Raw genomic sequence first — 23,384 nt, 5'->3', positions numbered from 1 at the left:
CGCGGTACATCGGCACGAAGCGCACCGGCGGCCGGCACCGAAGGCACCGGACACCCGCGCTTCCTGCCACCCGATCGTGCCGGGCGCGGCGCCGCCCGCTCGAGACCCGAGCGGACGGCGTCCTCGAACCTACTTCGTACGCAGGATCGACGTCACGACGTTCGCGTTCGGCGGCCCGCCGCCTTCCGTCAACGTCAGGTCGGCCGACTGGCCGGCCGCGATGCCGAAGCGCGTGTAACGCGTGCCGCCGCCAGGCCGCAGCCCGAACGTCAGCGTCGTGCCGTCGCTCAACGGATGGACGGTCAGCGGGTAGCCGCCCAGGCCGCCATAGACCGAACGGTAGTTCCAGGTCGGCAGCCTGTACTCGGGCTGCACGGCGGCGACAGCGTCGTCGGCATAGGCGGCGACGAGGAAATCGCGCGCCCAGTCGCGCGGCGACGCGCCGAACACCGCCTGCAGGTTGGCCAGGCCGGTCGCGTTGCTGTTGACCAGCGCAGTGAGCAGGGCCGCGTCGCCGGTGTTCCTGCGGTCGAGCATGTAGCGCAGGAACGTATAGGTCGGCGAGAAGTTCTGCGCGGCGTTGTCGTGCACGGTCGGCGACGTACCGGTCGAGGTCGGCTGGCGCAGCAGCGGGCCGACGCGGCGGTTGCTGTTCGTGCCGTTGAGCTGGAAGAACCAGGTGCGGTCGTGGCCGTACATCACGTTCTGGTAGGTGTTGAACGCGGCCACGCGCCGCGAGGCGTTGGGCCCGGTGGTCAGGTTCGCCAATGCCACGTTCATGCGCGGTGCCAGGCCCAGCGAGATGTTGAAGAAAAGCAGCTCCTGCATCTGCCAGGCGATCGCTTCGTCCAGCCACATCTCCTCGAGCGGCGCCCCGCCGTTGAGGTAGATGCGGCGCCAGGCACTGGTCAGGTGCGTGAAGTGATGCACCAGCGTCGGGACGGCATTGCCGAACGAGAACGACAGCGTGCGCACGTTGCTGTTCACGGCGCCGGTCGGGTCCGGCACCATCAGGTAGAGGATCTCGCCCTCGTTGCTGCTCGGGCAGCTCGCGGTCGAGAACATGTCGCGTGGCTGGAACATGCCCTGCGCCACGCCCGAGCTCGCAGGCGGGCTCAGCTCGTTCATCTTGGGCGTGTAGAACAGGATCACGCCGCCGTTGGCGTCGACATCGGTCACCAGGCCGAGGTTGTCGCGCGCCAGGCCCATCGCGCCGGTTCGCGGTAGCGCGCCCAGCAGGCCGCTGGCGGCGGACGTGTCGCCGGGCGGCTCCATCACGAATGCATCGATGATCGCGCGGAAATCGGCCAGCGCGTAGCCACCGACGACCGGCGGATGCCAGTCGCCCGCGCCGGGCGTGGTCTCGACGACTTCCTGCACCGCATACAGCAGCGGCTGGCCGGGCCATTGTTCCGTGGTGACCGCCTCGACGCGCCCCTTGCGCATGTCCGGCGCGGCAGTGCAGCCGCCGACGGCGGCGTTGATGTCGATCAGCTGCCCCGGTACCAGCGGCGTGACGGTGCCGCGTGGCAGCGGCAGCAGATCGGACGGGCCGTGCGGGCGGTCCGGGAACGCCGGCGGCTGCTCGATGCCGTGCATGTCCGCCGCCTTGGCGTCGAGCAGCGGCGCGAGCGGCAGCCCCTCGTTGGCCGGCCGCGGCGTCGGCGGGCCGGTCACGGCCTGGATGCCGGTGGCGGTCAGGCTCAACGCCACCTCGCCGGTGTCGCTGAAATTGATCGGCAGGAACGTGTACTCGGCATCGATGCCGTCCGGATTGAACACGCACGGTGCGGTACCCGCCGCCAGGTGCCGCACCTCGCCGACATCCAGCGCGATGCACGCCACCACGCTGAAGCTCTGCTGCACCTGTGGCGCCGGGCCCCAGTTCGCATCGCCGGCCTGGTTGGCATTGACGACGCAGGTGCCGGCACCGGTGAACGATACGGCCGCACCGCTGATCGTGCAGACCGCACCGGCACTCGCGTCGATCGAGAATGCGACCGGCAGGCCCGAGGTCGCCGTCGCCGTGACCGTATAGCTGCCGCCGATGAAGGCACTCGACGGTGGCGTCGAGGTGAAGCTGATCGTCTGCGATCCTTGCCCGACCGCGAAGCTCTGCTGGAGCCGTGGCGCCGGGTTCCAGTCCGCATCGCCGGCCTGGTCGGCATTGACGATGCAGGTCCCTGCCCCCTGGAAGCTGACCGTCGAACCGCTGATCGAGCAGACCGCCGTAGCGGCAGCGTCGATCGTGAACGTCACCGGCAGGCCCGAGGTCGCGTTCGCGGCGACCTCATAGGTCGCGCCGGCGACCACGGCGGCGCTCGGCGCCGTCGACGCGAACGCGATGGTCTGGTTGCCGCGGCCGACCGCGAAACTCTGCTGCGCCTGGGGCGCCGGGTTCCAATGGGCGCTGCCGGCCTGGTTGGCGTTGACGACGCAGGTGCCGGCGCTCTGGAAGCTGACGGCCGCACCACTGATCGAACAGACCGCCGCCGCGGCGGCGTCGATCGTGAACACCACCGGCAGACCCGAGGTCGCGCTCGCGGCCACCGCATAGGTCGCTCCGGCCACGACGGCGGTGGTCGGCGCCGGCGTCGTGAACGTGATCGTCTGGGTGCCGGGTCCGACCGCGAAACCCTGCTGCGCCTGCGGCGCCGGCAGGTAGTTGGCGTTGCCGGGCTGGTTCGCGTTGATGACGCAGGTCCCGCTGCCCTGGAACGAGACGACTGCGCCGGCGATCGAACAGACCGCGCTGGCCGACGCGTCGATCGACAGCGTCACCGGCAGGCCCGAGGAAGCGGTCGCCGACACCGTATAGGCCGCACCGCCGACGACGGCGCCGGCCGGCGCCGACGACGTGAACACGATGGTCTGTGCACCGGGGCCGACCGCGAACGACTGCTGCACCTGCGGCGCCGGCGCATGGGTGGCGTCGCCGGCCTGGTTGGCGTTGACGAGGCAGGTACCGGCGCCCTGGAACGAGACGACCGCGCCGGCGATCGAACAGACCGTGCTGGCCGACGCGTCGATCGACAGCGCCACCGGCAGGCCCGACGAGGCGGTCGCCGACGCGGTATAGGACGGACCGCCGACGCTGGCATCGGCCGGCGCCGTCGAGGTGAACGTGATCGTCTGGCTGGCCTGGACCACCGCGAACGACTGCTGCACCTGCGGTGCCGGCGCGTGGGTGGCGTCACCGGCCTGGTCGGCATTGACGACACAGGTGCCGACGCCCTGGAACGAGACGACCGCGCCGGCGATCGAACAGACCGTGCTGGCCGACGCGTCGATCGACAGCGTCACCGGCAGGCCCGACGAGGCGGTCGCCGACGCGGTATAGGACGGACCGCCGACGCTGGCATCGGCCGGCGCCGTCGAGGTGAACGTGATCGTCTGGCTGGCCTGGACCACCGCGAACGACTGCTGCACCTGCGGTGCCGGCGCGTAGTTCGCATCGCCCGCCTGGTTCGCATTGATCACGCAGGTACCGGCGCCCTGGAACGTCACGCTGGACCCGGCGAGCGAACACACGACGCTCGCTGCCGGATCGATCGAAAGGGCCACCGCCAGTCCCGACGTCGCGCTGGCCGACACCGTGTACGGCGCGCCGCCGATCGTCGCATCGGTTGGTGCGGTGGAGGTGAAGCCGATCGTCTGCGTACCCTGCGCGACGTCGAACGCGTAGGTCCGGCCGCCGCTGCAGCCGGAGGTGTCGGTCGCGGTCACGGTCAGGACATAGCTGCCGACCTGGGTCGGCGTACCGCTCAGGTCCGCGGAAGCGGCGCCGGTCGACGTGAGACCGAGGCCGGTACCGGCCGGCAGACCGCTGGTGATCGAGAACACGAACGGCAGGCTGGTGCTGCTGGTCGCAGTGAACGACTGCGTGTAGTTCGCGCCGACCGCCGCATCGGGCAGCGAGGCCGCCGGCGCGATCGTGGTGATGGGACAAGGGGCCGCAACGGCGCCGAACGCGGCCATGGCGAGGAGCGCAAGCGTCGTGCTGCGCAGGATTCGATGGATCACGGCGGCTCTCCTTAGTCGACTTGGAAGCGGATCAGCTCGACCGGCGTCGTGCTGTTCAGCACGAGCACGAAATGGTCGAGGTTGATCGCGTAGTCCGGTTGCGCCGGCTGCCCGCCGGTCTGGCGCAGGTAACCCCGCACCTGTGCGCTGGCCGCCATCACCGGCGCATCGTTCGGCACGAAGCCGTTGTCGGCGATGCGGTACCAGGTTTCCGCCGGCGGCGAGCCGGCGACCAGCGTCTGGCCTTGCGTGCCACCACTGAGGAAACCGGTGCATCCGGGGTCGGAATACAGGCGAATCTCCACGACGGCGCTCATGCTGCCGTCGAGCGTGGCGGCGGTCGGTGCCCGGAACGCCATGCCGTAGTTGAGGAACGAGACGCTGGTCGGCGTCGCGAAATCGAGGCACTGCGCGATGCCGGAGGCTGCGTCCTGCACGGACGGCGTGAGGCGGATGCGTGCCGAGCCGGACGTCGGGCTGCCGTCGACATCAGGCGGGGACTGCCAGAGCGGCGCTTCGCCGGTACCGACCGGATCGGGCGCGCCCGACTGGAACGTCGTCCACGGCGGAAGCCCGGTATGCAGGTAAGCATTCGGAACGATCGTCTGCGCGTGGAGCGCAGGCGCAGCGGCAATGGCGAAGATCGCCGCGATCGAGCGCACCGGCACGCACACTCGCGCGGACGATACGGCACGGCGCGCAGGCGCACGAAAAAGACGATGCATGGCAGATTCCCCCGTAGCGAGCCCGCTGTCTCGATCAGCACCGGGCGGCCCTCCCCTCCATGCGCTGACGCGCGGAGTCTAATGGAGCGGCCGTGACTGTGCGATGGGGAATTTCGCACTTCTTATAGTTTTGATCTATTTATATTCATTCATTTTCTTCGGCGCTCGCTGATCCGCAGCCGTCACCCCGGCCCGCTGCAGGCGCCCCGGCAGGCTCCGCGCATCCGTTCAGCTGCGCTCGCGCAGACTGCCGCCCGTCATCTTCGGAGTCCCCCGTGAAACCTCTCTGCCTGATCGCTTCCCTGATCGCCGGATCGGCGCTGGCCGCGCCACCGGCGCCGCCGCTGCAGCCGTTCCACGCCGAGTACAGCGTCTCGCGCAATGGCAGCGAGCTCGGCAGCGCGACCCTGGACCTGGCCGCCGACGGCGATGGCGCCTGGGTGTTCCGCTCGCGTACGCAGGGGACGCAGGGATTGGCCAAGGTGGCCGGCCTGGACGTGACCGAGCAGTCGCGGCTGCGCTGGCGCGACGAGCGCCTGGAAAGCACCGCCTACGAGTACCAGCAGGACGCGCTGTTGAAGAAGCGCACGCGCCGCGGCGCGTTCGACTGGGATCGGGCCGAGGTCCAGATGAGCGACCAGGACGGCGCGAAGCGCTTCCCGCTGCAGGCCGGAACGCTCGACCGCCATGCCGTGACGCTGGCGATCGCCGCCGACCTGGCGCGCGGCACGCAGGCGCTCGACTACCCGGTCGCCGGCATGGACGGGATCGAGACCCTGCACTATGCGCGGCAGGGTGAAGAAGCGGTGCGCGTCCCGGCCGGCGAGTTCCGCGCGGTGCGCGTCACGCGCGAACGCGGACCGCGGGTATCGACCAGCTGGTTCGCTGCGTCCGCCGGCTGGCTGCCGGTGCAGATCGAGCAGAGCGACGGCAAGAAGAACGAGACCATCACGCTGCGGCTGAAGTCGTTCGGCCGCAACTGAGCGCCAGGCCCGGTCCGGGCCGGCAGGCGCCGCCCGCTACCAGCGCGGACGGATCTGGTTGCGCTCCTGCTCGCGGTCCCAGGCACGCAGCTCGTCGCGCAGGTGTGCCACGCGCTGGCGCCCGAGCGCGTTGCGCTGCTCGTCCAGCACCACGCCGCCGAGCAGCTCGGCCAGCCGCTGCGCGGCCGGCAGCATCGCCTCCCAGGCATCGAGCGCGGGCACCGGCCCGGGAAGGGTCATGAACAACGTGATGCCGGGCGTCTGCAACGTGTCGATCTGCGCCATGTCGAAACTGCCCGGGCGGGTCATCTGCGCCATGCTGAAGACCGGCCCCTGCTCCGCCTTGCCGGGCGCGAGGCGATGGAAGATGCCCATGTCGCCGAACTCCAGGCCGGCCTTCTCCGCGGCCACCACCAGGTCGGTTCCTCCGATCGTCCGGTCGGCGCGGGCCGCCACGTACAGCGTCACGATGCGTTCGATCTGGCCTTCCGGCCGCGCGCCGAGCGACGAACGCCGCGGCACGTGCACCGGCTTCTCGCCGGGATCGGCAACGGCGTCGACCGGCATCGGCAGCTCGCCCTGGCTCGGCGCGTGATCGGCGTCGGCCGCTTCGGCGCCGACTTCGCCGAGCACCGGCTCGACCCGCCCTGCCTCGCCGCTGCGCGGTGGCGTGCGCTTGCCCTGTTCCGGCTTGCGCGGCCGTCCGAACAGGTAGATCAGCATGAAGGCGATCACGCCGATCACGCCGATGATCACGCGCAACTCGGTGGCGCTCAAGGCTGTTTGCTCCATCACACCCTCCTCTCGTCGCGGTCCGCTCAGGCGGCTCCGGCCAGCTTCGCCGCTTCGGCCAGGTCGACCTGGACCAGACGCGAAACGCCGGGCTCACGCATGGTAACGCCGCACAACTGGCGAGCCGCTTCCATCGTGCTCTTGTTGTGGGTGACGAAGATGAATTGAACACGCTCGCTCATCTCGCCGACCATGTTCGAGAAGCGGCCGACGTTGGCCTCGTCCAGCGGCGCGTCGACCTCGTCGAGCAGGCAGAACGGCGCCGGATTGAGCCGGAAGATCGAGAACACCAGCGCCACCGCGGTCAGCGCCTTCTCGCCGCCGGACAGCAGCGAGATCGACGTGACGCGCTTGCCGGGCGGACGCGCCATGATCGAGACGCCGGTCGACAGGAGGTCCTCGCCGGTCAGTTCCAGGTAGGCGTGTCCGCCGCCGAACAGGCGCGGGAACAGTTCCTGCACGCCGGCGTTGACGCGCTCGAAGGTCTCGCGGAAGCGCTGGCGGGTTTCCTTGTCGATCTTCTGGATCGCCCCTTCGAGCGTTTCCAGTGCCGATGCCAGGTCCGCCAGCTGCGCGTCGAGGTAGTCCTTGCGCTGCGACTGTTCCTCGTATTCCTGGATCGCCGCCAGGTTGACCGGCTCCAGGCGTGCGATCTTCTGCCCCAGGTCCGCCAGCTCGGTCTGCCACAGCGCCAGGTCGGCCTGCTCGGGCAGGGTCGCGAGGATCTCCTCGATCGCGAACCCGGCCTCGCCGATCGCGGCGACCAGGGCCTGCGCACGGAGCTTGTTCTCCTGCTCGTTGAGCCGCAGGTTGGCCAGTTGCTCGCGCTGCTCGTTGAGCGTCTGCTCGTGCAGGTGCCGCTCCTGCTCGAGGCGCCGCAGCTCGACGTCGCAATCCTCCAGCGCCTTGCGTGCCTCCACCAGCTGGCGGTCCACCAGCAGGCGCTGGTCCAGGTAGGTCTGGCGCTCGGCGTCGAGCTCGGCCATCGGATCGTGGCTGGACTCCAGCTGCGCGGCGATCTCCGCCTTGCGCGCCTCCACCTGCGCCAGCTGTCCGTGCAGGCGCTGCAGCGCCTGCTCGAGCGAGGTGAGCTGCGAGCGCTTGGATTCGATCGACAACGCCAGCTGATGCGCCTGCTCGCGCGCCTCGCGCGCGTTCATGCGTGCTTCCTCGCGCGCCTCCAGCAGGCGCCGGCGCTCGCCGTCCAGCGCCTGGCGCTGCTGTTCCAGATCGCCCATGCGCGACAGCGCGGTCTCGAGGCGGCCGCGCGCCTCGCGTGCCTGCTCGCGGTCGTGGTCGAGCTTGCCGGCCAGCTCGCCCAGTTCGGTCTCGATGCGTCCGATGCGTTCCTGCGCGGTGCCCAGGCGCCCACGCTGGCTTTGCAGCTGCCCGGCCAGCTCGGCCAGGCGCCGGTGCGCTGTGTAGAGCTCGCGCTGGGCGTCGTCGCGCAGCCGCTCGGCCTCGATCCGCGCCAGCTTGCCGTCGTCGAGGCCGGCGGAGGTTTCCTCGATCTGGCGTTCCAGATCCTCCAGGCGCTGCTGCAGCACCTGGATCTCGCGTTCGCGCGCCAGCACGCCGACTTGGGCGCCGCCGCCGCGCGCGATGCGCGCGAAGCCCTGCCCCAGCCACTCGCCCTCCGGCGTGACGATCGATTCGCCGGGCGCCAGCTGCCCGAGCCGTACTCGCGCCGCCGGCAGCGTATCGGCCGTCTGCACGTCGGCCAGGCGCGCCAGCACCGCCGCCGGCCCGCGCACGTGCAGGGCCAGACCCCGCGCGAGGGTCGCCGACGACGTCCCGCCTTCGGCCAGCAGCGTCAGGTCGGCATCGGCCAGCCCGGCCAGCTCGCCGGCGAGCGCCTCGGGCGCCTCGACCAGGACCGCCTCGAGCCAGCCATCGAGCACGGTCTCGACCGCGCGTTCCCAGCCCGGATCGACATCCAGCGCCGCACCGAGCCGGCGCGCGTGGCCGATGCCGGCCTGGTCGAGCCAGTTCTTCAATGCGCCGTCGTGCTCGGCCAGGGCGGCCTGCTGCAAGGCTTCCAGCGATGCCAGCCGGCCGCGCGTCTTCTCCAGCTCGCCGCGGCGCCCGCTCAGCAGCGCCTGCGTGCCGCGCTCGTGCTCGAGCGCCTGCTCGAGCGCCATGCGGCGTTCGTCGAGCGTGCCGGTGAAGGTATCGACCTGCTCGCGCAGGCCGTCATGGTCGTCCTGCAGGCTCTCCAGCACGCGCCCCAGTTCGCCCAGGTCGGCGGCGGCGCGTTCGGACTGCAGCGCCTCGCGGCGCCTGTCCGCTTCCAGGCACTGGCGATCCAGGTAGTCCAGTCGCGTACGTTCGACCTCGGCCGCCTGCGCCGCCTCGGAACTGGAACCGGCGTACGCATCCCATTGGGACTGCCACTGGGTCAGTCGCAGTTCGGCCTCGCGCGCGGCCTCGGCCGTGCCCTCGTCGCTCTCGCGCAGGGCGGCCAGCTGCGGCTCGTGGTCGGACAGGGCGGCCCGCAGGCCCTCGATCTGCTCGACGTCGGCCGCGATGTGCTCGCTGATCTCATCGTGCGCACGCGCGGACTGCTCGCGGGCGCGGCCGAGCTGCTCGGCCATCTCGCGGTTGTGGCGGATCTGCTGCTCGACGCGGGCGATGTCGGCGCCGACGCGGTAGACCTCGCCCTGCACGGCGTTCAGGTGCTCGCTCGCCGCGGAATGCCGCTCGCGGCAGGTCTCGATCTTCGCCTCGCGCTCGCGCTGCCCGGCCAGCAGCCGCTCGATCTCCAGCTCCACCCCGCGCAGCGCACTGGAACGGCCTTCGAGCTCCGCCTGCGCCTCGCGCAGCGTCAGGGCCTTGAGTTCGGCTTCCTTCTTCTTCTGCTCGGTCTTGTATTCCTGCCAGCGTTCCGCGGCCCGTGCCTGGCGCTTGAGGTGCTCGAGCTGCTTGTCGACCTCGTCGCGGACGTCGCGCACGCGGTCGAGGTTCTCGCGCGTCGCCTTGATCCGGCTCTCGGTCTCCTTGCGGCGCTCCTTGTACTTGGAGATGCCGGCCGCCTCTTCCAGGTGGCTACGCAACTGCTCCGGATCGGCCTCGATGATCTGGCTGATCATGCCCTGCTCGATGATCGAGTAGCTGCGCGGCCCGAGGCCGGTGCCGAGGAAGACGTCGGTGATGTCGCGCCGCCGGCAGCGGCCGCCGTTGAGGAAGTACTGCGACTGGCCGTCGCGCGAGACGCTGCGCTTGATCGAGATCTCGTTGTATCCGGCGTACTCGCCCAGCAGCGTGCCGTCGCTGTTGTCGAAGATCAGCTCGACGGTGGCGCTGCCGACCGGCTTGCGGCCGGACGACCCGGAGAAGATCACGTCGGTCAGCGCGTCGCCGCGCAGCCGGCTGGCGGCGCTCTCGCCGAGCACCCAGCGGATCGCGTCGATGATGTTGGACTTGCCGCAGCCGTTCGGACCGACGATGCCGGTCATGTTGGTGGGCAGGTGCAGCGTGGTCGGATCGACGAACGACTTGAATCCGGACAGCTTGATCGCGCTCAGTCGCATCGGTGCGGGTCAGTCCTTCTTTTCGCCTGCGGCGGCGCCGTCCTTGGGTGCGGCCGCATCGGCCGCGGGCGCCGGCTCGGCCGCCTTCGGCGCCTGGCCGACGAGGTCGATCTTGGCTTCCTCGCGCAACTTGGCGAGCCGCTCGTCGACCAGCTGGCCGGCCATGCGCTCGCGGATCGCATCGCGGACGCGCTCGAATGGCGGCGGCACGAACGGCTCGATCTTGTCGACGTGGATCAGGTGCCAGCCGGCCTGGGTCTGGATCGGCACCTTGGTCGTCTCGCCGGCCTTGAGGTCCTGCAGCGCCGCGGCGACCGCCTGCGGCAGCTGCGGCAGGCGCATCTGCGCGAACGACCGCGCCTGCCGGGCCGAGCCGTTGTACTCGTTGAACACGGTGCCGAACGGCTTGCCGGCGACGACCTCGCCCGCGGCCTTGAGCGCTTCCTCTTCGGTGGCGAACACGAGCTGGGTCAGGTCGTAGTTGAACTTGCCGACCTTGGTCAGCTGGTCCTCGTACTCGGCCATCAGGATGCTCGGATCGATCTCGGCGCGGGCACGCAGCGCCAGCACGGACGCGTTGGCGACGGCCTGCAGCCGGCCGATCTCGACCTGGGCGCTGTAGGTGGAATCGGCGGTCAGGTTCTCGCGCTTGGCTTCCTGCGCCAGCAGCACGTACTCGGTCAGCTCCTTGAGCGCCTTCTCGTAGTCCTCGGAGCGGGTCAGGTCGAGCTGGCGCAGCTTGGCGAGCGCATCGAGCAAGGCCTGCGGCACCGGCTGCCCGTTGATGACGACCACGGCCGGCTCCGACGCCATCTGGATCACCGCGTCGGATCCCGACGACGACGAACCGCCGCCGCAAGCGGCCAAGCCGAGTGTGCAGAGAGTCAGGACCAGGAAACGATTGCGGTGTGCAGCAGCAAGCATCAGACCTCCTCGGGAGTTCGCGCGTCGATCGCCAGCGCGTGGATATCGGTTTGCATCAGCGCGCCCAGCGCCGCATATATTGCCCGATGGCGGGCGACCGCACCCTGCCCCGCGAAGACCGGGCTGACGATGCGGACGTGGAAATGACCGCGGCCGTCGCGCGCGCCGGGATGGCCGGCATGGCGATGGCTGTCGTCTCGGATGTCCAGCGCCACCGGCGCCAGCGCGTCGGTCAGGGCATGGCGGATGCGTTCGATGCGGTCGCTGCCGACCGTCGCGGTCACGGCAGCACCTGGCGGAACGGGCGCACGCTCACCTCGCGGTAGACGCCGGCCGCCAGGTACGGGTCGGCGTCGGCCCAGGCCCGGGCCGCAGCCAGATCGGGGAATTCGGCGACGATCAGGCTGCCGGTGAAGCCGGCCGGACCCGGATCGGCGGCGTCGATCGCCGGGAACGGACCCGCCAGCAACAGCCGGCCGGCTTCGTGCAGGGCGGTCAACCGCGCCAGGTGCGCCGGGCGCGCTTCCAGGCGCCGGCCGAGCGAATCGGCGACATCGGTACCGACGATGGCATACCACATGCTGGACAGGATCCTCTTGAAAAACGGGCAACGGCGCCGGGCGCCGGCCCGCGGCGCCACATGGTAGCCGATCGGCACGGGTCGCCATGCATGCGCGGACACTGGACTTGCGACCGGCAACAGCGTAACCTCGCGACAGCCTTCGGGATCGGATGTCGTCTCAAGCATCCGCACCAGCGCCGGACACGGTGCCGATTCGCCCGCTGGCCCATGAGTTCAAGAGCGTTGGCCATCGGCCGGACGAGGGGTCCGGACCGAGGCTGTTGCCGGCCTCGCGCGAACGACACGCCCTCGGGCGATGCCCGCGCCGCGCCGCAACTCGATCGACAGACGGGATCTGTGCTTCGTCCGCGCCGTGAGGCGACGAGGACGCGACGGATCGGGCATGAACATCCAGACAACCGAACCTTCCAGCCAGAACGAGCGCGAGAGCGCGTTCTCACCAGTTCCCCAGCAGCAGGAAATGCCGCTGGCGATCGTCCGCGGCCAGCCGGTGCTGGAGATGCCGCAGGACCTGTACATTCCGCCCGATGCGCTGGAAGTCATCCTGGACGCGTTCGAGGGCCCGCTCGACCTGCTGCTGTACCTGATCCGCCGGCAGAACCTGGACATCCTCGACATCCCGATCGCCGATATCACGCGCCAGTACGTCGACTACATTGAGATGATGCACGAGCTCAAGCTCGAGCTGGCGGCCGAATACCTCGTGATGGCCGCGATCCTGGCCGAGATCAAGTCGCGGCTGCTGCTGCCGCGCCCCCCGGCCGAGGAAGGCATCGAGCTGGACCCGCGCGCCGAACTGGTGCGCCGCCTGCAGGAGTACGAGCGGTTCAAGAAGGCCGCCGAGGACATCGACCGGCTGCCGCGCCTGGAGCGCGACACCGCCGTGGCGGCCGCGTACGTGCCCGACCGCAACGTCATCAAGCTGCCGCCGCCGGTCGAGCTGCGCGAACTGCTGCTGGCGCTCAAGGACGTCATCAAGCGGGCCGAGCTGTTCGGCCACCACGCGATCCAGCGCGAGGCGCTGTCGGTGCGCAACCGCATGAGCGACGTCCTCAACGCGCTCGGCGACGGCGCCTTCCACGCCTTCGACAGCCTCTTCAGCGCCGAGGAGGGGCGCCACGGCATCGTCGTCACGTTCCTGGCGATGCTGGAACTGGCCAAGGAGCGGCTGATCGAGATCCTCCAGGACGAGCCGCTCGCGCCGATCTACGTCAAGTCGCTGGCGACCGCCGATTGAAACCCCCGGCCCGGCGTCCGTCCTCGCGGAATACGCATACCGCTGCGCATGCGCAGCCCACACAACGATATAGATGAACGAACCCGACACTCTCAAACGCATCGTCGAGGCGGCGCTGCTGGCCACCTCGCACCCCCTCTCGGTGGTGCAGCTCGCCGCGCTGTTCAACGAGGGCGAAGCCCCCGGGCACGAGGACCTGGCCCGCGCGATCGAGTCGCTGCAGGCCGACTGCGCCGACCGCGGCGTCGAGCTGGTCGAAGTCAGCTCCGGCTTCCGCTACCAGGTGCGCCAGGACGTCCACCCCTGGATCTCCAGGCTGTGGACCGAGCGGCCGGCCCGCTATACCCGCGCTCTGCTGGAAACGCTGGCGCTGATCGCCTACCGGCAGCCGATCACCCGCGCCGAGATCGAGCAGATCCGCGGCGTCGCGGTGTCCAGTAACATCGTCCGCACGCTCGAGGAACGCGAGTGGATCCGCGTCGTCGGTCATCGCGACGTCCCCGGCCGGCCGGCGCTGTTCGGCACCACGCGCCTGTTCCTGGACTACTTCAACCTCAAGTCGCTGGACGAGCTGCCGCCGCTCAGCGACCTGCACGACATCGACGAGCTCGATCCGCAGCTGGCACTGGCCCCGATCGGCGCGGACGGCCCGCCGCCGCCCGATGCCGCCGCGCTGGCGGCCGCCGCGCAGGATGCGCTGGACGCAGCGGCCGACGACCACGACCCGGCCGGCGACGAAGCCGCGACCGAGCTGGCCGCCGGCCACGACGGTCCGCCGCCGGATGCCGCCCCGGCTGCACCGGTCACGGACGACGACGAGACCCCCCGCTCCTCCGTTCCTTCCGACGCCGGTTCCGACGGCGCCCCCTCCCCGGACGCGCCCGACCGCGCCGACTCTGCAGAGCAGACCGCATGACCACCCCCCGTTCCGTCCTTTCCCTCAAGCGCAACGACTCGACCGCCCCGGCACTCGAAGAGCGCCTGCACAAAGTGCTGGCGACCGCCGGACTCGGCTCGCGCCGCCTGCTTGAGCAGCGCATCGAATCCGGCGAGGTCCAGGTCAACGGCGGCGTCGCGACGCTCGGCTCGGGCGTGCGCATCGGCGACCGCGTCGAGATCGACGGCAAACGCTTCGTCGTCGTCAGCGACAGCGCCGAACAGGCCCAGGTCCTGGTCTACAACAAGCCCGAAGGTGTCGTCATCACGCGTGAGGATCCGGAAGGGCGCCCGACGGTGTTCGAGCAGCTGCCGCGCATCAAGGGCGCGCGCTGGATCGCCGTCGGCCGGCTCGACATCAACACCACCGGCCTGCTGCTGCTGACGACCGACGGCGACCTGGCCAACGCGCTGATGCATCCGCGCTCGGAGCTGGAACGCGAATACATCTGCCGCGTCCACGGCGAAGTGCCCGACGAGGTGATCGAGCGCCTGCGCAGCGGCATCGAGCTGGAGGACGGCCCGGCCCATTTCGACGATGTCGGCGTCATCAGCCGCAGCGGCAGCCATTCCTGGTTCCGCATCGTGATCCGCGAAGGCCGCAACCGCGAAGTGCGCCGCATGTGGGAATCGCAGGGGCTGATGGTCAGCCGCCTCAAGCGGGTCCGCTATGCCAACGTCGAACTGCCGCGCCTGCTCAAGCGCGGCCAGTCCGAGCCGCTCGACGCCCAGGCCGTGCGCAAGCTGCGCGACTCGGCCGGCGCGCCCGAATCGGCACCGCGGCTGACGCTGGCGCCGGTCATCGGCCAGCGCCGCGCGACGACGACCGAGTTCCGGCCGGACCCTAAGACCCAGCAGGCCTGGACCGCCGCCCGCAACGACGAGGCACGCGAGTTCGCCGCGTTCGACCGCATCCGTGACGACGGCTGGCGCGCGCCCTCCGGCAAGCCCGGCAAGAAGCGCCGTCCCGGCGCCGGCCCCGGTGCCGGCCCGCGCGGTCCCGGGGGGCCCGGCGGCCGCAATCCGAATCAACGCGGGCCCGGCGCACGTCCGGGCGGCCCGCGCAGCGGCAAGCCGGCCGGTGCCGGTGCGGGCAAGCCCCGGCGGGCGCCGCACGCGCCGCAGCCGCAGCATGCCAATGCCAATCCCGCCTTCGCCGAACCGGGCATCAATCCGGCCGTGCTGCGCAGCTGGTTCCCGGATGCCGGCAATGGCCCGGGCCGCAAGCCGCGCCGCGGCCCCGGACCGGGCCAGGCCGTACCGCACGGCAGCTTCGGTCATCAGGACGGCGGCAACCGTGGCAGCCGCGACGGCAATCGCGCCGTGGAGCCGCGTGCGGTCGACGGTAACAGCACCGCCTACTGGAACTCGGCGCCCGGCGCTTCGCCGTCGAGCCCGTACGGACGCGGCGCGCCGCGCGGAAAGGGGCGCGACGGCGCCCGCGGCGGCCCGCCGCGGCCCGATGGCGGTGGTCCGCGGCCGCCCGGACGCGGTGCGCGCCCCGGCGGCCCGGGTCCGCGCCCCGCCGGCGGCAATGGTCCACGTCCGGGTGGTGGCAACGGACCGCGCCCCGGTGGCGGCAACAACCGGCCGCGCCCGGGCGGCAATGCCTCGCGCGGCCGTGGTGGTGGCGGCGGCAACCGCGGGCCGCGCTGATCCGGCGCCGCCGGCCGGTAGCGCCCGGCGGCCTCTTATCCCTTAGCGGCCCGCTCGTAAAGTTCTTCGCCCATCGGTAATCGATCGGCTGTCACCCTCATCGTCGCTGTCGTTTCTGCTGTCGCTTTTGCTGTTGCCGTTGGCGCCTAAAGCGAGCCGAGCATCGCAGGACGGCCAGGCCGGAGAGCTGTCCCGTGTCTGAGCGAAGCGAGTTGGGGCAGCGCGCCTGGCTGGCCGAGAAGCGCAGGGGACCGGCGCGGCGCAGCCGTGCCGGCTCGCGCCGGCGACGGCGGTTTTGGTTACTTTTGCCAAGACAAAGAATTTCCTGGAGAAATTCTTGACGTCGCGCAGCGACGGCCCGAAGGGCGGCCGCCAGGGATGGCGGGCCGCAAAAGTGACCCGCGCGCGTAGCGTGCGGAAGCTGTTGCTCTTAGCTTTCGCTGTGGCTCTGATGAGGACGGAAAAGCAAGATCAAGAGCTTTCGTCCGCTGCCCGGCCGAGTCCCTTTTGCGGCAGCCATCCCTGGCCGCCGCCCTCCGATGCTCGGCTTGCTTTAGGGCGAAAAAGCGGAGCCGAAGCCAGAGCGGAGCCGCATGATTTGACGGGTGGTGGAAACCAAAAAAACGGCGGGGGATCGCTCCCCCGCCGTTCGTCCGTCCGCTCCGGAACGCGCCTCAGTCGAGCTTCAGCGCCTTCTTGTTGCTGTCCCGGCGCTTGCGCTCCTTGGCGCCGAACTCGGCCTCGCAGCCGTCCTGCTGGACCATCACGCAATCGAGGTAGTCGGTGATCTCGACCAGGGCCGCACGGATCGCCTTGCCGGCCGGCGTCTTCGACTCGTTCGCCAGCGCACCGCCGAAGCCGCCGCGGAACACGCCGACGCTGATGCCGCCGCCGGAGCTGCGGCCTTCGATCGTGCGCGAGTAGTCGATCTCGCCGGTGGTCGTGTTGACGACGCGGATGTCCACCGCGAGGTAGGCATCGCTCTTCTTGCCGCCGAGCGAGATGCCCTTGAAGCTGACGCCGCCGCCGGTGCTGGCGGTGTTCTCCTCATAGGATGTGACCGTCCCCATGACCAGGTACTCGGCGCCGGTGAGCTTGCCGATCTTGGCGCCGGTCCCCGAGCTGACCCGGCCGGACGCGGCCAGGTTCTGTTCCTCGAGCACCGATTCGAGCTTGGAGCGCTCCACCACGCGGAAGGAGCCGAGCGAGGAAAGCTCGTTGCTCAGCATGCCCGACAGCTCCCAGCCCACCCCGCCCCGCCACCAGCCGGCGCCGGACTCGTTCTTGAACTCGGCCACGCCGATGGACGGCTTGCCGCTGCGACCCTGCGCCAACGCGCCACCTGCCAGAGCGATGCCGCCCAACGCCAGCGCGACACCAAAAATTACTTTCTTCATGACGCCCACTCCCGAACGATGAGATTGCGAACCGTTGATCCCCAGACGGACAGCGCGATCGATCCCCCTGGCGCCCGCTCCGTTGCCCGCCCCGCTGCCTGGCAGCGTGAGCGGCGCGCATTGTAGCAGCGGCGCAGACGCCGACCTAAGCACCAATCGACGCTCGCCACCGGCACCGTTCCGCGGCACCAGTGCCAACCGCGTCACGTTCCGCCCGGCACTGCCGCGCTTGCCTCGACCGCGGTCCTCCCCGCAAAGTGCAGCCTCCGGTCCCGGTTTCCTGTTCCCCATGACGCGCCCGACCCTGTTCCACAATCCCCGCTGCAGCAAGTCCCGGCAGGCGCTGGCGCTGCTGGAGGCGCGCGGCCTCGCGCCGGTCGTCGTCGACTACCTTGCCGCCCCGCCCTCGCCCGCCCGCATCGAGGAGATCCTGGGCCTGCTCGGGATCGGGCCGCGCGAGCTGATGCGGCGCGACGAGCCGGAGTACCGGGCGCTCGGCCTGGACGCCCCCGACCTCGACCGGTCCGCCCTCGTGGCCGCCCTGGCGGCCCATCCGCGCCTGATCCAGCGCCCGATCCTGGTCAACGGCGGCCGGGCCGTGATAGGCCGCCCGCCCGAGGCGATCCTGGAGATCCTCTGATGGACAAGCTGCAGGCGATGCAGTTGTTCGTGCGCGTCGTCGACAGCGGCAGCTTCACCGCTGCCGCCGACCAGATGGACATCTCGCGCGCCCTGGCCAGCAAGCTGGTGCAGACCCTGGAGGAATCGCTCGGCGTGCGCCTGCTCAACCGCACCACGCGCCGGCTGAGCCTCACCGATCCCGGACGCAACTACTACCAGCGCGTCAGCGAGCTGCTGACCCAGCTCGCCGAAGCCGAGGCCGAGGCCGCCGAGCTGCAGGTCGAACCGCGCGGCAAGCTGCGTGTCACGGCGCCGATGTCCTTCGCGATCCGGCATCTGGCGGCGGCGGTGGCCGAGTTCCAGAAGCGCTACCCGTTCATCGAGCTGGACCTCAACCTCAACGACCGCCAGGTCGATCTGGTCGACGAAGGCTACGACCTGGCGATCCGCATCGCCCAGCTGGCCGATTCGCGCCTGGTCGCGCGGCGCATCGCGCCGTGCCATTTCGTCGCCGCCGCCTCGCCCGCCTACCTCGCCACGCACGGCGAGCCCGCCCATCCGTCCGAGCTGGCCGGCCACGAATGCCTGATCTACACGCTGCTGCCGCGCAACAGCGAGTGGTGCTTCGGGCGCAACGGCGAGCAGGTCAGCGTGCGCGTGAAGGGGCGGCTCGGCGTCAACAACGGCGACTTCCTGCTCAATGCCGCGGCCGCGGACCTGGGCATCGTGATCTCGCCGACCTTCATCGCCGCGGACGAGATACGCAGCGGCCGGCTGCGCTGCCTGCTGCCGGAATGGCAGATCGCCCCTTCGGCGATCCATGCCGTCTACCCGCAGGTGCGCAGCCTGCCGCGCAAGACCCGCCTGCTGATCGACTTCCTGGTCGAGCGCTTCGCGCCGGCCCCGTACTGGGACCAGGGCCTGCACTAGCGGGTCGAGAACGGCCTGTCCTGCCCTTCTCCAGGCGCACGGTCGCGGCAATGCCGCGCCACCGGTTGCGCCGATCGACCGCTTGCGCCTTCGACCTGCGGGCGATCCCACCCGGGATCGCGCGCGCCGACGGCGCCGTTTCGCGGGCGTCCGGCGTGCCGGTCCGCCCTTGCGTCAGGCGATGCGCGCGAGGCCGCCCATATACGGATGCAGCACCTCGGGCACCTCGATCGAGCCGTCGGCGTTCTGGTAGTTCTCGACGACCGCGATCAGCGCGCGGCCCACCGCCACGCCCGAGCCGTTGAGCGTGTGCACCAGCTCGGTCTTGCCGCCGTCGGGGTTGCGCCAGCGCGCCAGCATGCGTCGCGCCTGGAAGTCGGTGCAGTTGGAGCACGAGGAGATCTCGCGGTAGGTCTGCTGGCTCGGCAGCCAGACCTCCAGGTCGTAGGTGCGCGCCGCGGCGAAGCCCATGTCGCCGGTGCACAGCAACATGCGACGGTACGGCAGGCCCAGCTTCTCGAGCACCACCTCGGCGCAGCGCGTCATGCGCTCGTGCTCGGCCGCGCTCTCGGCCGGCTTGACGATGCTGACCAGCTCGACCTTCTCGAACTGGTGCTGGCGGATCATGCCGCGCATGTCGCGCCCGCCGGAACCGGCCTCGGCGCGGAAGCACATCGAGTGCGCCGTCATCCGCAGCGGCAGCTCGGCCGCGTCGAGGATGCCGTCGCGCACGGTGTTGGTCAGCGGCACCTCGGCGGTCGGGATCAGGTAGCGCCGGCTGTCGCCGACGGCGGTCGCGAACAGGTCGTCCTCGAACTTCGGCAGCTGGCCGGTGCCCTGCATCGCCTCGGCGTTGACCAGCAGCGGCACGTTGGTCTCGACGTAGCCGTGCTCGCCGCCGTGCAGGTCGAGCATGAACTGCGCGAGCGCCCGGTGCAGCCGCGCCAGTTCCCCGCGCAGCAGCGTGAACCGCGCGCCGGACAGCTTGGCGGCGGTCTCGGCATCGAGCCAGCCCTTGCGCGCGCCCAGCTCGACGTGGTCCTTCACCGGGAAATCGAACACGCGCGGCTCGCCCCAGCGATGCTGCTCGACGTTGCCGGCCTCGTCGGCGCCGTGCGGCACCTCCAGGTCCGGCAGGTTCGGCAGTTGCAGCGCGATTGCGCCCAGGCGCTGCTGCACCTCGGCCAGGCGCTGTTCGTTGTCGCTCAGCTGGCCGGCGATCGCGGCGACCTCGGCCATCAGCGCGGACGCGTCTTCGCCCTTGCCCTTGGCGATGCCGATCGCCTTCGAGCGGGTGTTGCGCAGATTCTGGAGCTCCTGCGTCGCCGACTGCACCGCCTTGCGCTCGCTTTCCAGCGATTCGATGGCGGCGACGTCGAGCGTGTAGCCGCGCGTGGCGAGACGGTCGGCCACGGTGGCGAGCTGGCCACGCAGCAAGGCAGGATCGAGCATGGGGGGTGTCCGGACGGCAGAGGAGTGACGGCCGGCGATTATCGGGCCCGGCACCGGCACCGCGCAAACCGTGCGCCCGCGCACGCCGGCGAGACTCGATCGCCACCGCAGCCGATGGTATGGTCGGGCCGTCCGCGGCGAAGGGATCGGCGACCGCTGGCGATACCGTTTTCCGACTGGGGCTCACCACATCATGCAGACCATTCACGTGACGCGGCTCGCCGCCGCGCTGGGCTTGATTTTGACCACGGCGGCCGCCGCAAGCGCCGCACCCGCCAGCGCGATCGGCGCAGGCCTGGCCGCCGGCACCGTCGCCGGCACCGCCGGCAGCGGCATCATCAGCTTCGGCGACCTGCGCTTCGATCCGCGCCACGGCGTCCCCGGCGACGACGGCAGCTACCGCAGCGAAAGCGATGGCCGCGGCCTGCGTTTCGTGCAGTTCGGCCGTGCGATCCAGGGCCAATGGCTCGACGAGCTGGCCGCCACCGGCATCCGCCCGCTGCAGTACTACCCCGACAACACCTACCTGGTCTGGGCCGAGGCCGCCGCCGTCGCGCGCTTCGCCAGCCATCCGCAGGTGCGCTGGCAGGGCAACTACCTGCCCGCCTGGAAGATCGCGCCGGACCTGGCCAAGCGCAGCGGCGCGATCCGCAACGTCGGCGTGTTCTTCTACAACGACGGCGACGTCGATGCCGTGCTCGCCGCGCTGGGCCAGGCCGGCGCGACGGTGGTCAACCACGGCCCGGCGCAGACCGACGGCGTGTTCCACAACGCCTGGATCGAGGCCGATGCCGCGCAGCTGCAGGCCCTGGCCGCGCTGCCGCAGGTGATCTGGCTGGAGCACGCCAGCCCGGCCGCGATTCTCGACGACGAGATGTCCGACCAGATCAGCGCCCGCAACTACGGCAGCGGCAACGTGCCGGTGACCGGCTACGCGCCCTGGCTCGACCTGATCGGCTATCGCGGCACCGGCGTGACCTGGGCGGTCATCGACTCGGGCGTGGACCTCACGCATCCGGATCTCGCCTCGCGCATCGCCGGCGGCAAGACCTACCCGGGCTGCCCCGCCGGCAACGGTCCCGGCGACGACAACACCAGCGGCGGCCACGGCACGCACGTGGCCGGCATCATCGCCGGCACGGCGGCCACCGGCCTGACCGATGCGCAGGGCTTCCTCTTCGGCCTGGGCATGGCGCCCGGCGTGCGCATCTTCGCGCAGAACCCGATCTGCACCGGCTCGGTGCCCTGGCCGCCGACCGGCGGCTGGCAGGTGCTGTCCAAGGACGCCCTGCTCGGCGGCGCCACCGGCGGCAACGGCAGCTGGACCTCCGGCGAAAGCGGCGGCACCAGCTATACCGCCGCCGCGCGCACCTGGGACCAGATCATCCGCGACGGCAACTTCGACACGCCGGCCGCCGAGCCGTTCGTCATGGTGTTCTCGGCCGGCAACAGCGGCCCCGGCGCCGGCACGCTGACCGCGCCGAAGGCGGCCAAGAACCCGATCGTCACGGCCAGCTCGCGCAACTACCGCGTCGGCGACATCGACGCGATCTCCAGCTTCTCCAGCCGCGGCCCGACCAACGACGGCCGCTTCGGCCCGACCATCGCCACGCCCGGCGAGCAGATCGCCTCGGCCCGTCGCGTCGCCGGCGCTGCGCAATGCGCGACCGCGATCGCCGGCACCAGCAACCAGTACGCCTACTGCTCCGGCACCAGCATGGCCTCGCCGCATGCCGCCGGCGCCGCCGCGCTGCTGACCGAATGGTGGCGCGACACCAACAGCGGCGCGACGCCCAGCCCGGCGATGATCAAGGCCCTGCTGATCAACGGCGCCAAGCCGGTCGGCAGCGCCAGCATCCCGAACACCAGCTTCGGCTGGGGCCGCGTCGACCTGCCCGGCAGCATGGGCCTGGACTACGCCGCCTCGACCTACGTCGACCAGAGCCAGGTGCTGACCTCGGTCGGCCAGTCCTGGCAGGCCATCTACGGCGTGCCCGATACCAGCAAGCCGCTGCGGATCTCGCTGGCCTGGACCGACGCCGCCGCGGCGACCGGCGCCAACCCGGCGCTGGTCAACAACCTCGACCTCGAGGTCGAGACCGGCGGCCAGCTCTACCGCGGCAACGTCATCGCCAACAATGTCTCGACCACCGGCGGTGCGGCCGACACGCGCAACAACACCGAAGGCGTCATCATCGCCAATCCCGGCGGCAGCGTGACCGTGCGCGTGATCGCCACCAATCTGCCCGGCGACGGCGTGCCCGGCGGCTCGGCCACCGACCAGGACTTCGCCCTGGTCTGCCGCAACTGCGCCTACGAGGCCGCCTTCACGCTGACGGCCTCGCCGGCCCAGCAGGCCGTCTGCGCGCCGGCGAACGCGCAGTACGCGATCGACATCGGCTCGATCCTCGGCTACGCCACGCCGGTCGCGCTGTCGGTCAGCGGCCAGCCGGCCGGCACGACCGCCACGTTCTCCCAGCCCAGCGTGACGCCACCGGGCAGCGCGACGCTGACGATCGGCAACACCGGCGCGGCGGCCGCCGGCGGCGCCACGCTGACGATCGCCGCCAGCAACGTCGACCGGACCTCGACCGTCGAACGCGGCCTGCTGATCGCCACGGCGGCGCCCGCCAGCCCGCAGCTGGTCGCGCCGGCCGACCAGGCGGTCGGCCAGACCCTGCTGCCGACGCTGATCTGGCAGGCCAGCCCGCAGGCGGCCGCCTACCGGCTGGAGATCGCCACCGACGCGGCGTTCGGCACGGTGATCCTCGACGAGACCGTCGAGGACACGCAGTACACGCCGGCGGCGGCACTCGCCTCGGCGACGACCTACTACTGGCGGATCACGCCCGACAACGTCTGCGGCACCGGCACGGCATCGGCCGTCTACCGGTTCCGGACGGCGGCGGCGCCGGGACAGTGCGATTTCGACCAGACCACGACGATGCTGTTCGAGGAAGCCTTCACCGCCGGTGCCGGCGGCTTCGTCACGACCGGCGGCAGCGGCGCCTCGAACTGGGCGCTGTCCACGCAACGTCCCAGCCCGCTGTCCGGCGGCAATGCGTTCAAGGCCACCGACGTCGCCACGGTCACCGATCAGCGGCTGACCTCGCCGGTCATCGCGCTGCCGGCCGGCCAGTCGCCGATCACGCTGCGCTACCAGAACTGGCGCGCGCTGGAGCCGGTCGCGGCGACGACGACCTGCTACGACGCCGGCATACTGGAGATCGCGGTCGACGGCGGCGCGTTCACGCAGGTCACCGGGGCACGCCTGATCAACGATCCGTACGTCGCACCGGTCAGCACCAGCTGGGGCAGTCCACTCGCTGGCCTCGACGGCTGGTGCGGCACGCGTGCCTACGCCGATACGCTGATCGATCTCAGCGAATGGGCCGATCGCTCGGTGCAGCTGCGCTGGCGCCTGGGCACCGACCAGTCGGCCGCGGCCGACGCCTGGTACGTCGACGACATCCGCATCGAAGGCTGCAGCAGCCGCGGTGAAGGCATCTTCACCGACGGCTTCGAAGTCCTGCCCTGACCCGCGCGGCCGGCGGCGAGGCTTCGCCGCCGGTTGCCGTCGCCATCGGCAGACGAG

At 70.8% G+C, this 23,384-nt stretch carries 16 protein-coding genes; 7 read left to right on the top strand and 9 right to left on the bottom strand.

Annotation, left to right across the window (positions count from 1 at the left end; translation table 11 throughout):
• Window positions 1–129: 129 nt before the first annotated feature.
• Both I596_RS08575 and I596_RS08570 read right to left on the bottom strand, forming a co-directional pair.
• On the bottom strand, window positions 130–4,023 hold the full coding sequence (locus I596_RS08575) for a beta strand repeat-containing protein (protein WP_067646459.1): 3,894 nt from the start codon (window positions 4,021–4,023) through the stop codon (window positions 130–132).
• 11 nt (window positions 4,024–4,034) lie between these two features.
• Window positions 4,035–4,691 (bottom strand): hypothetical protein, encoded by a 657-nt coding sequence (locus tag I596_RS08570; RefSeq protein ID WP_150132081.1) that lies wholly within the window; start codon window positions 4,689–4,691, stop codon window positions 4,035–4,037.
• Between the two features lie 332 nt (window positions 4,692–5,023).
• On the opposite strand from I596_RS08570, the gene I596_RS08565 reads away from it, so the two are divergent.
• Window positions 5,024–5,731, top strand: coding sequence for a DUF3108 domain-containing protein (locus I596_RS08565; RefSeq protein ID WP_067646454.1), 708 nt, complete (start codon window positions 5,024–5,026; stop codon window positions 5,729–5,731).
• Between the two features lie 36 nt (window positions 5,732–5,767).
• Here the strand turns inward: I596_RS08565 and zipA are convergent, their stop codons facing one another.
• From zipA to I596_RS08540, 5 genes are all read right to left on the bottom strand, one after another.
• Window positions 5,768–6,523, bottom strand: a complete 756-nt coding sequence (gene zipA, locus I596_RS08560) for a cell division protein ZipA (protein ID WP_067646451.1) — start codon at window positions 6,521–6,523, stop codon at window positions 5,768–5,770.
• 26 nt (window positions 6,524–6,549) lie between these two features.
• A complete protein-coding gene (gene smc / locus I596_RS08555; RefSeq protein WP_067646448.1) occupies window positions 6,550–10,053 on the bottom strand; it encodes a chromosome segregation protein SMC in 3,504 nt (1,167 codons plus the stop codon).
• A gap of 9 nt (window positions 10,054–10,062) precedes the next feature.
• Window positions 10,063–10,866, bottom strand: coding sequence for a peptidylprolyl isomerase (locus I596_RS08550; protein ID WP_223303964.1), 804 nt, complete (start codon window positions 10,864–10,866; stop codon window positions 10,063–10,065).
• 110 nt (window positions 10,867–10,976) lie between these two features.
• On the bottom strand, window positions 10,977–11,261 hold the full coding sequence (locus tag I596_RS08545; protein ID WP_067646442.1) for a BolA family protein: 285 nt from the start codon (window positions 11,259–11,261) through the stop codon (window positions 10,977–10,979).
• Entirely contained in the window at window positions 11,258–11,557 is a 300-nt protein-coding gene (locus I596_RS08540) for a YciI family protein (RefSeq protein ID WP_067646439.1), read from the bottom strand. Before I596_RS08540 ends, I596_RS08545 begins: the two co-directional genes overlap by 4 nt.
• A 385-nt stretch (window positions 11,558–11,942) precedes the next feature.
• Between I596_RS08540 and I596_RS08535 the strand changes: the two genes are divergently transcribed.
• The 3 genes from I596_RS08535 to I596_RS08525 all read left to right on the top strand — a co-directional run bounded on the left by I596_RS08535 (window position 11,943) and on the right by I596_RS08525 (window position 15,389).
• Window positions 11,943–12,797: a segregation and condensation protein A gene (locus tag I596_RS08535; RefSeq protein ID WP_067646435.1), complete on the top strand. Its 855-nt coding sequence runs from the start codon at window positions 11,943–11,945 to the stop codon at window positions 12,795–12,797.
• A gap of 73 nt (window positions 12,798–12,870) precedes the next feature.
• Complete coding sequence (gene scpB / locus I596_RS08530) at window positions 12,871–13,713, top strand: SMC-Scp complex subunit ScpB (protein ID WP_067646432.1); 843 nt, start codon at window positions 12,871–12,873, stop codon at window positions 13,711–13,713.
• Window positions 13,710–15,389, top strand: coding sequence for a pseudouridine synthase (locus tag I596_RS08525; protein WP_067646428.1), 1,680 nt, complete (start codon window positions 13,710–13,712; stop codon window positions 15,387–15,389). Before scpB ends, I596_RS08525 begins: the two co-directional genes overlap by 4 nt.
• Window positions 15,390–16,063: 674 nt before the next feature.
• Here I596_RS08525 and I596_RS08520 read toward each other — a convergent pair.
• Window positions 16,064–16,786 carry a CsgG/HfaB family protein gene (locus I596_RS08520; RefSeq protein WP_067646425.1) on the bottom strand — a complete coding sequence of 241 codons (723 nt, stop codon included), beginning with the start codon at window positions 16,784–16,786 and terminating at the stop codon, window positions 16,064–16,066.
• Between the two features lie 289 nt (window positions 16,787–17,075).
• Here I596_RS08520 and arsC point away from each other — a divergent pair, with 289 nt between their 5' ends.
• Together arsC and I596_RS08510 are read left to right on the top strand one after the other, a co-directional pair.
• A complete protein-coding gene (gene arsC / locus I596_RS08515) occupies window positions 17,076–17,426 on the top strand; it encodes an arsenate reductase (glutaredoxin) (RefSeq protein ID WP_067646422.1) in 351 nt (116 codons plus the stop codon).
• The gene (locus I596_RS08510) at window positions 17,426–18,337 is read left to right on the top strand and encodes a LysR family transcriptional regulator (protein WP_067646419.1); all 912 of its coding nucleotides are present in this window, start codon (window positions 17,426–17,428) and stop codon (window positions 18,335–18,337) included. The genes arsC and I596_RS08510 overlap by 1 nt, the downstream gene beginning before the upstream one ends.
• 174 nt (window positions 18,338–18,511) lie before the next feature.
• Here the strand turns inward: I596_RS08510 and serS are convergent, their stop codons facing one another.
• Window positions 18,512–19,789 (bottom strand): serine--tRNA ligase, encoded by a 1,278-nt coding sequence (gene serS, locus I596_RS08505; protein WP_067646415.1) that lies wholly within the window; start codon window positions 19,787–19,789, stop codon window positions 18,512–18,514.
• Between the two features lie 193 nt (window positions 19,790–19,982).
• On the opposite strand from serS, the gene I596_RS08500 reads away from it, so the two are divergent.
• Window positions 19,983–23,327 (top strand): S8 family serine peptidase, encoded by a 3,345-nt coding sequence (locus tag I596_RS08500; protein WP_067646412.1) that lies wholly within the window; start codon window positions 19,983–19,985, stop codon window positions 23,325–23,327.
• Window positions 23,328–23,384: the final 57 nt, after the last annotated feature.

The sequence above is a fragment of the Dokdonella koreensis DS-123 genome, assembly GCF_001632775.1.
Classification (GTDB): Bacteria; Pseudomonadota; Gammaproteobacteria; order Xanthomonadales; family Rhodanobacteraceae; genus Dokdonella; species Dokdonella koreensis.
This window is presented reverse-complemented; position numbering and strand designations above follow the sequence as displayed.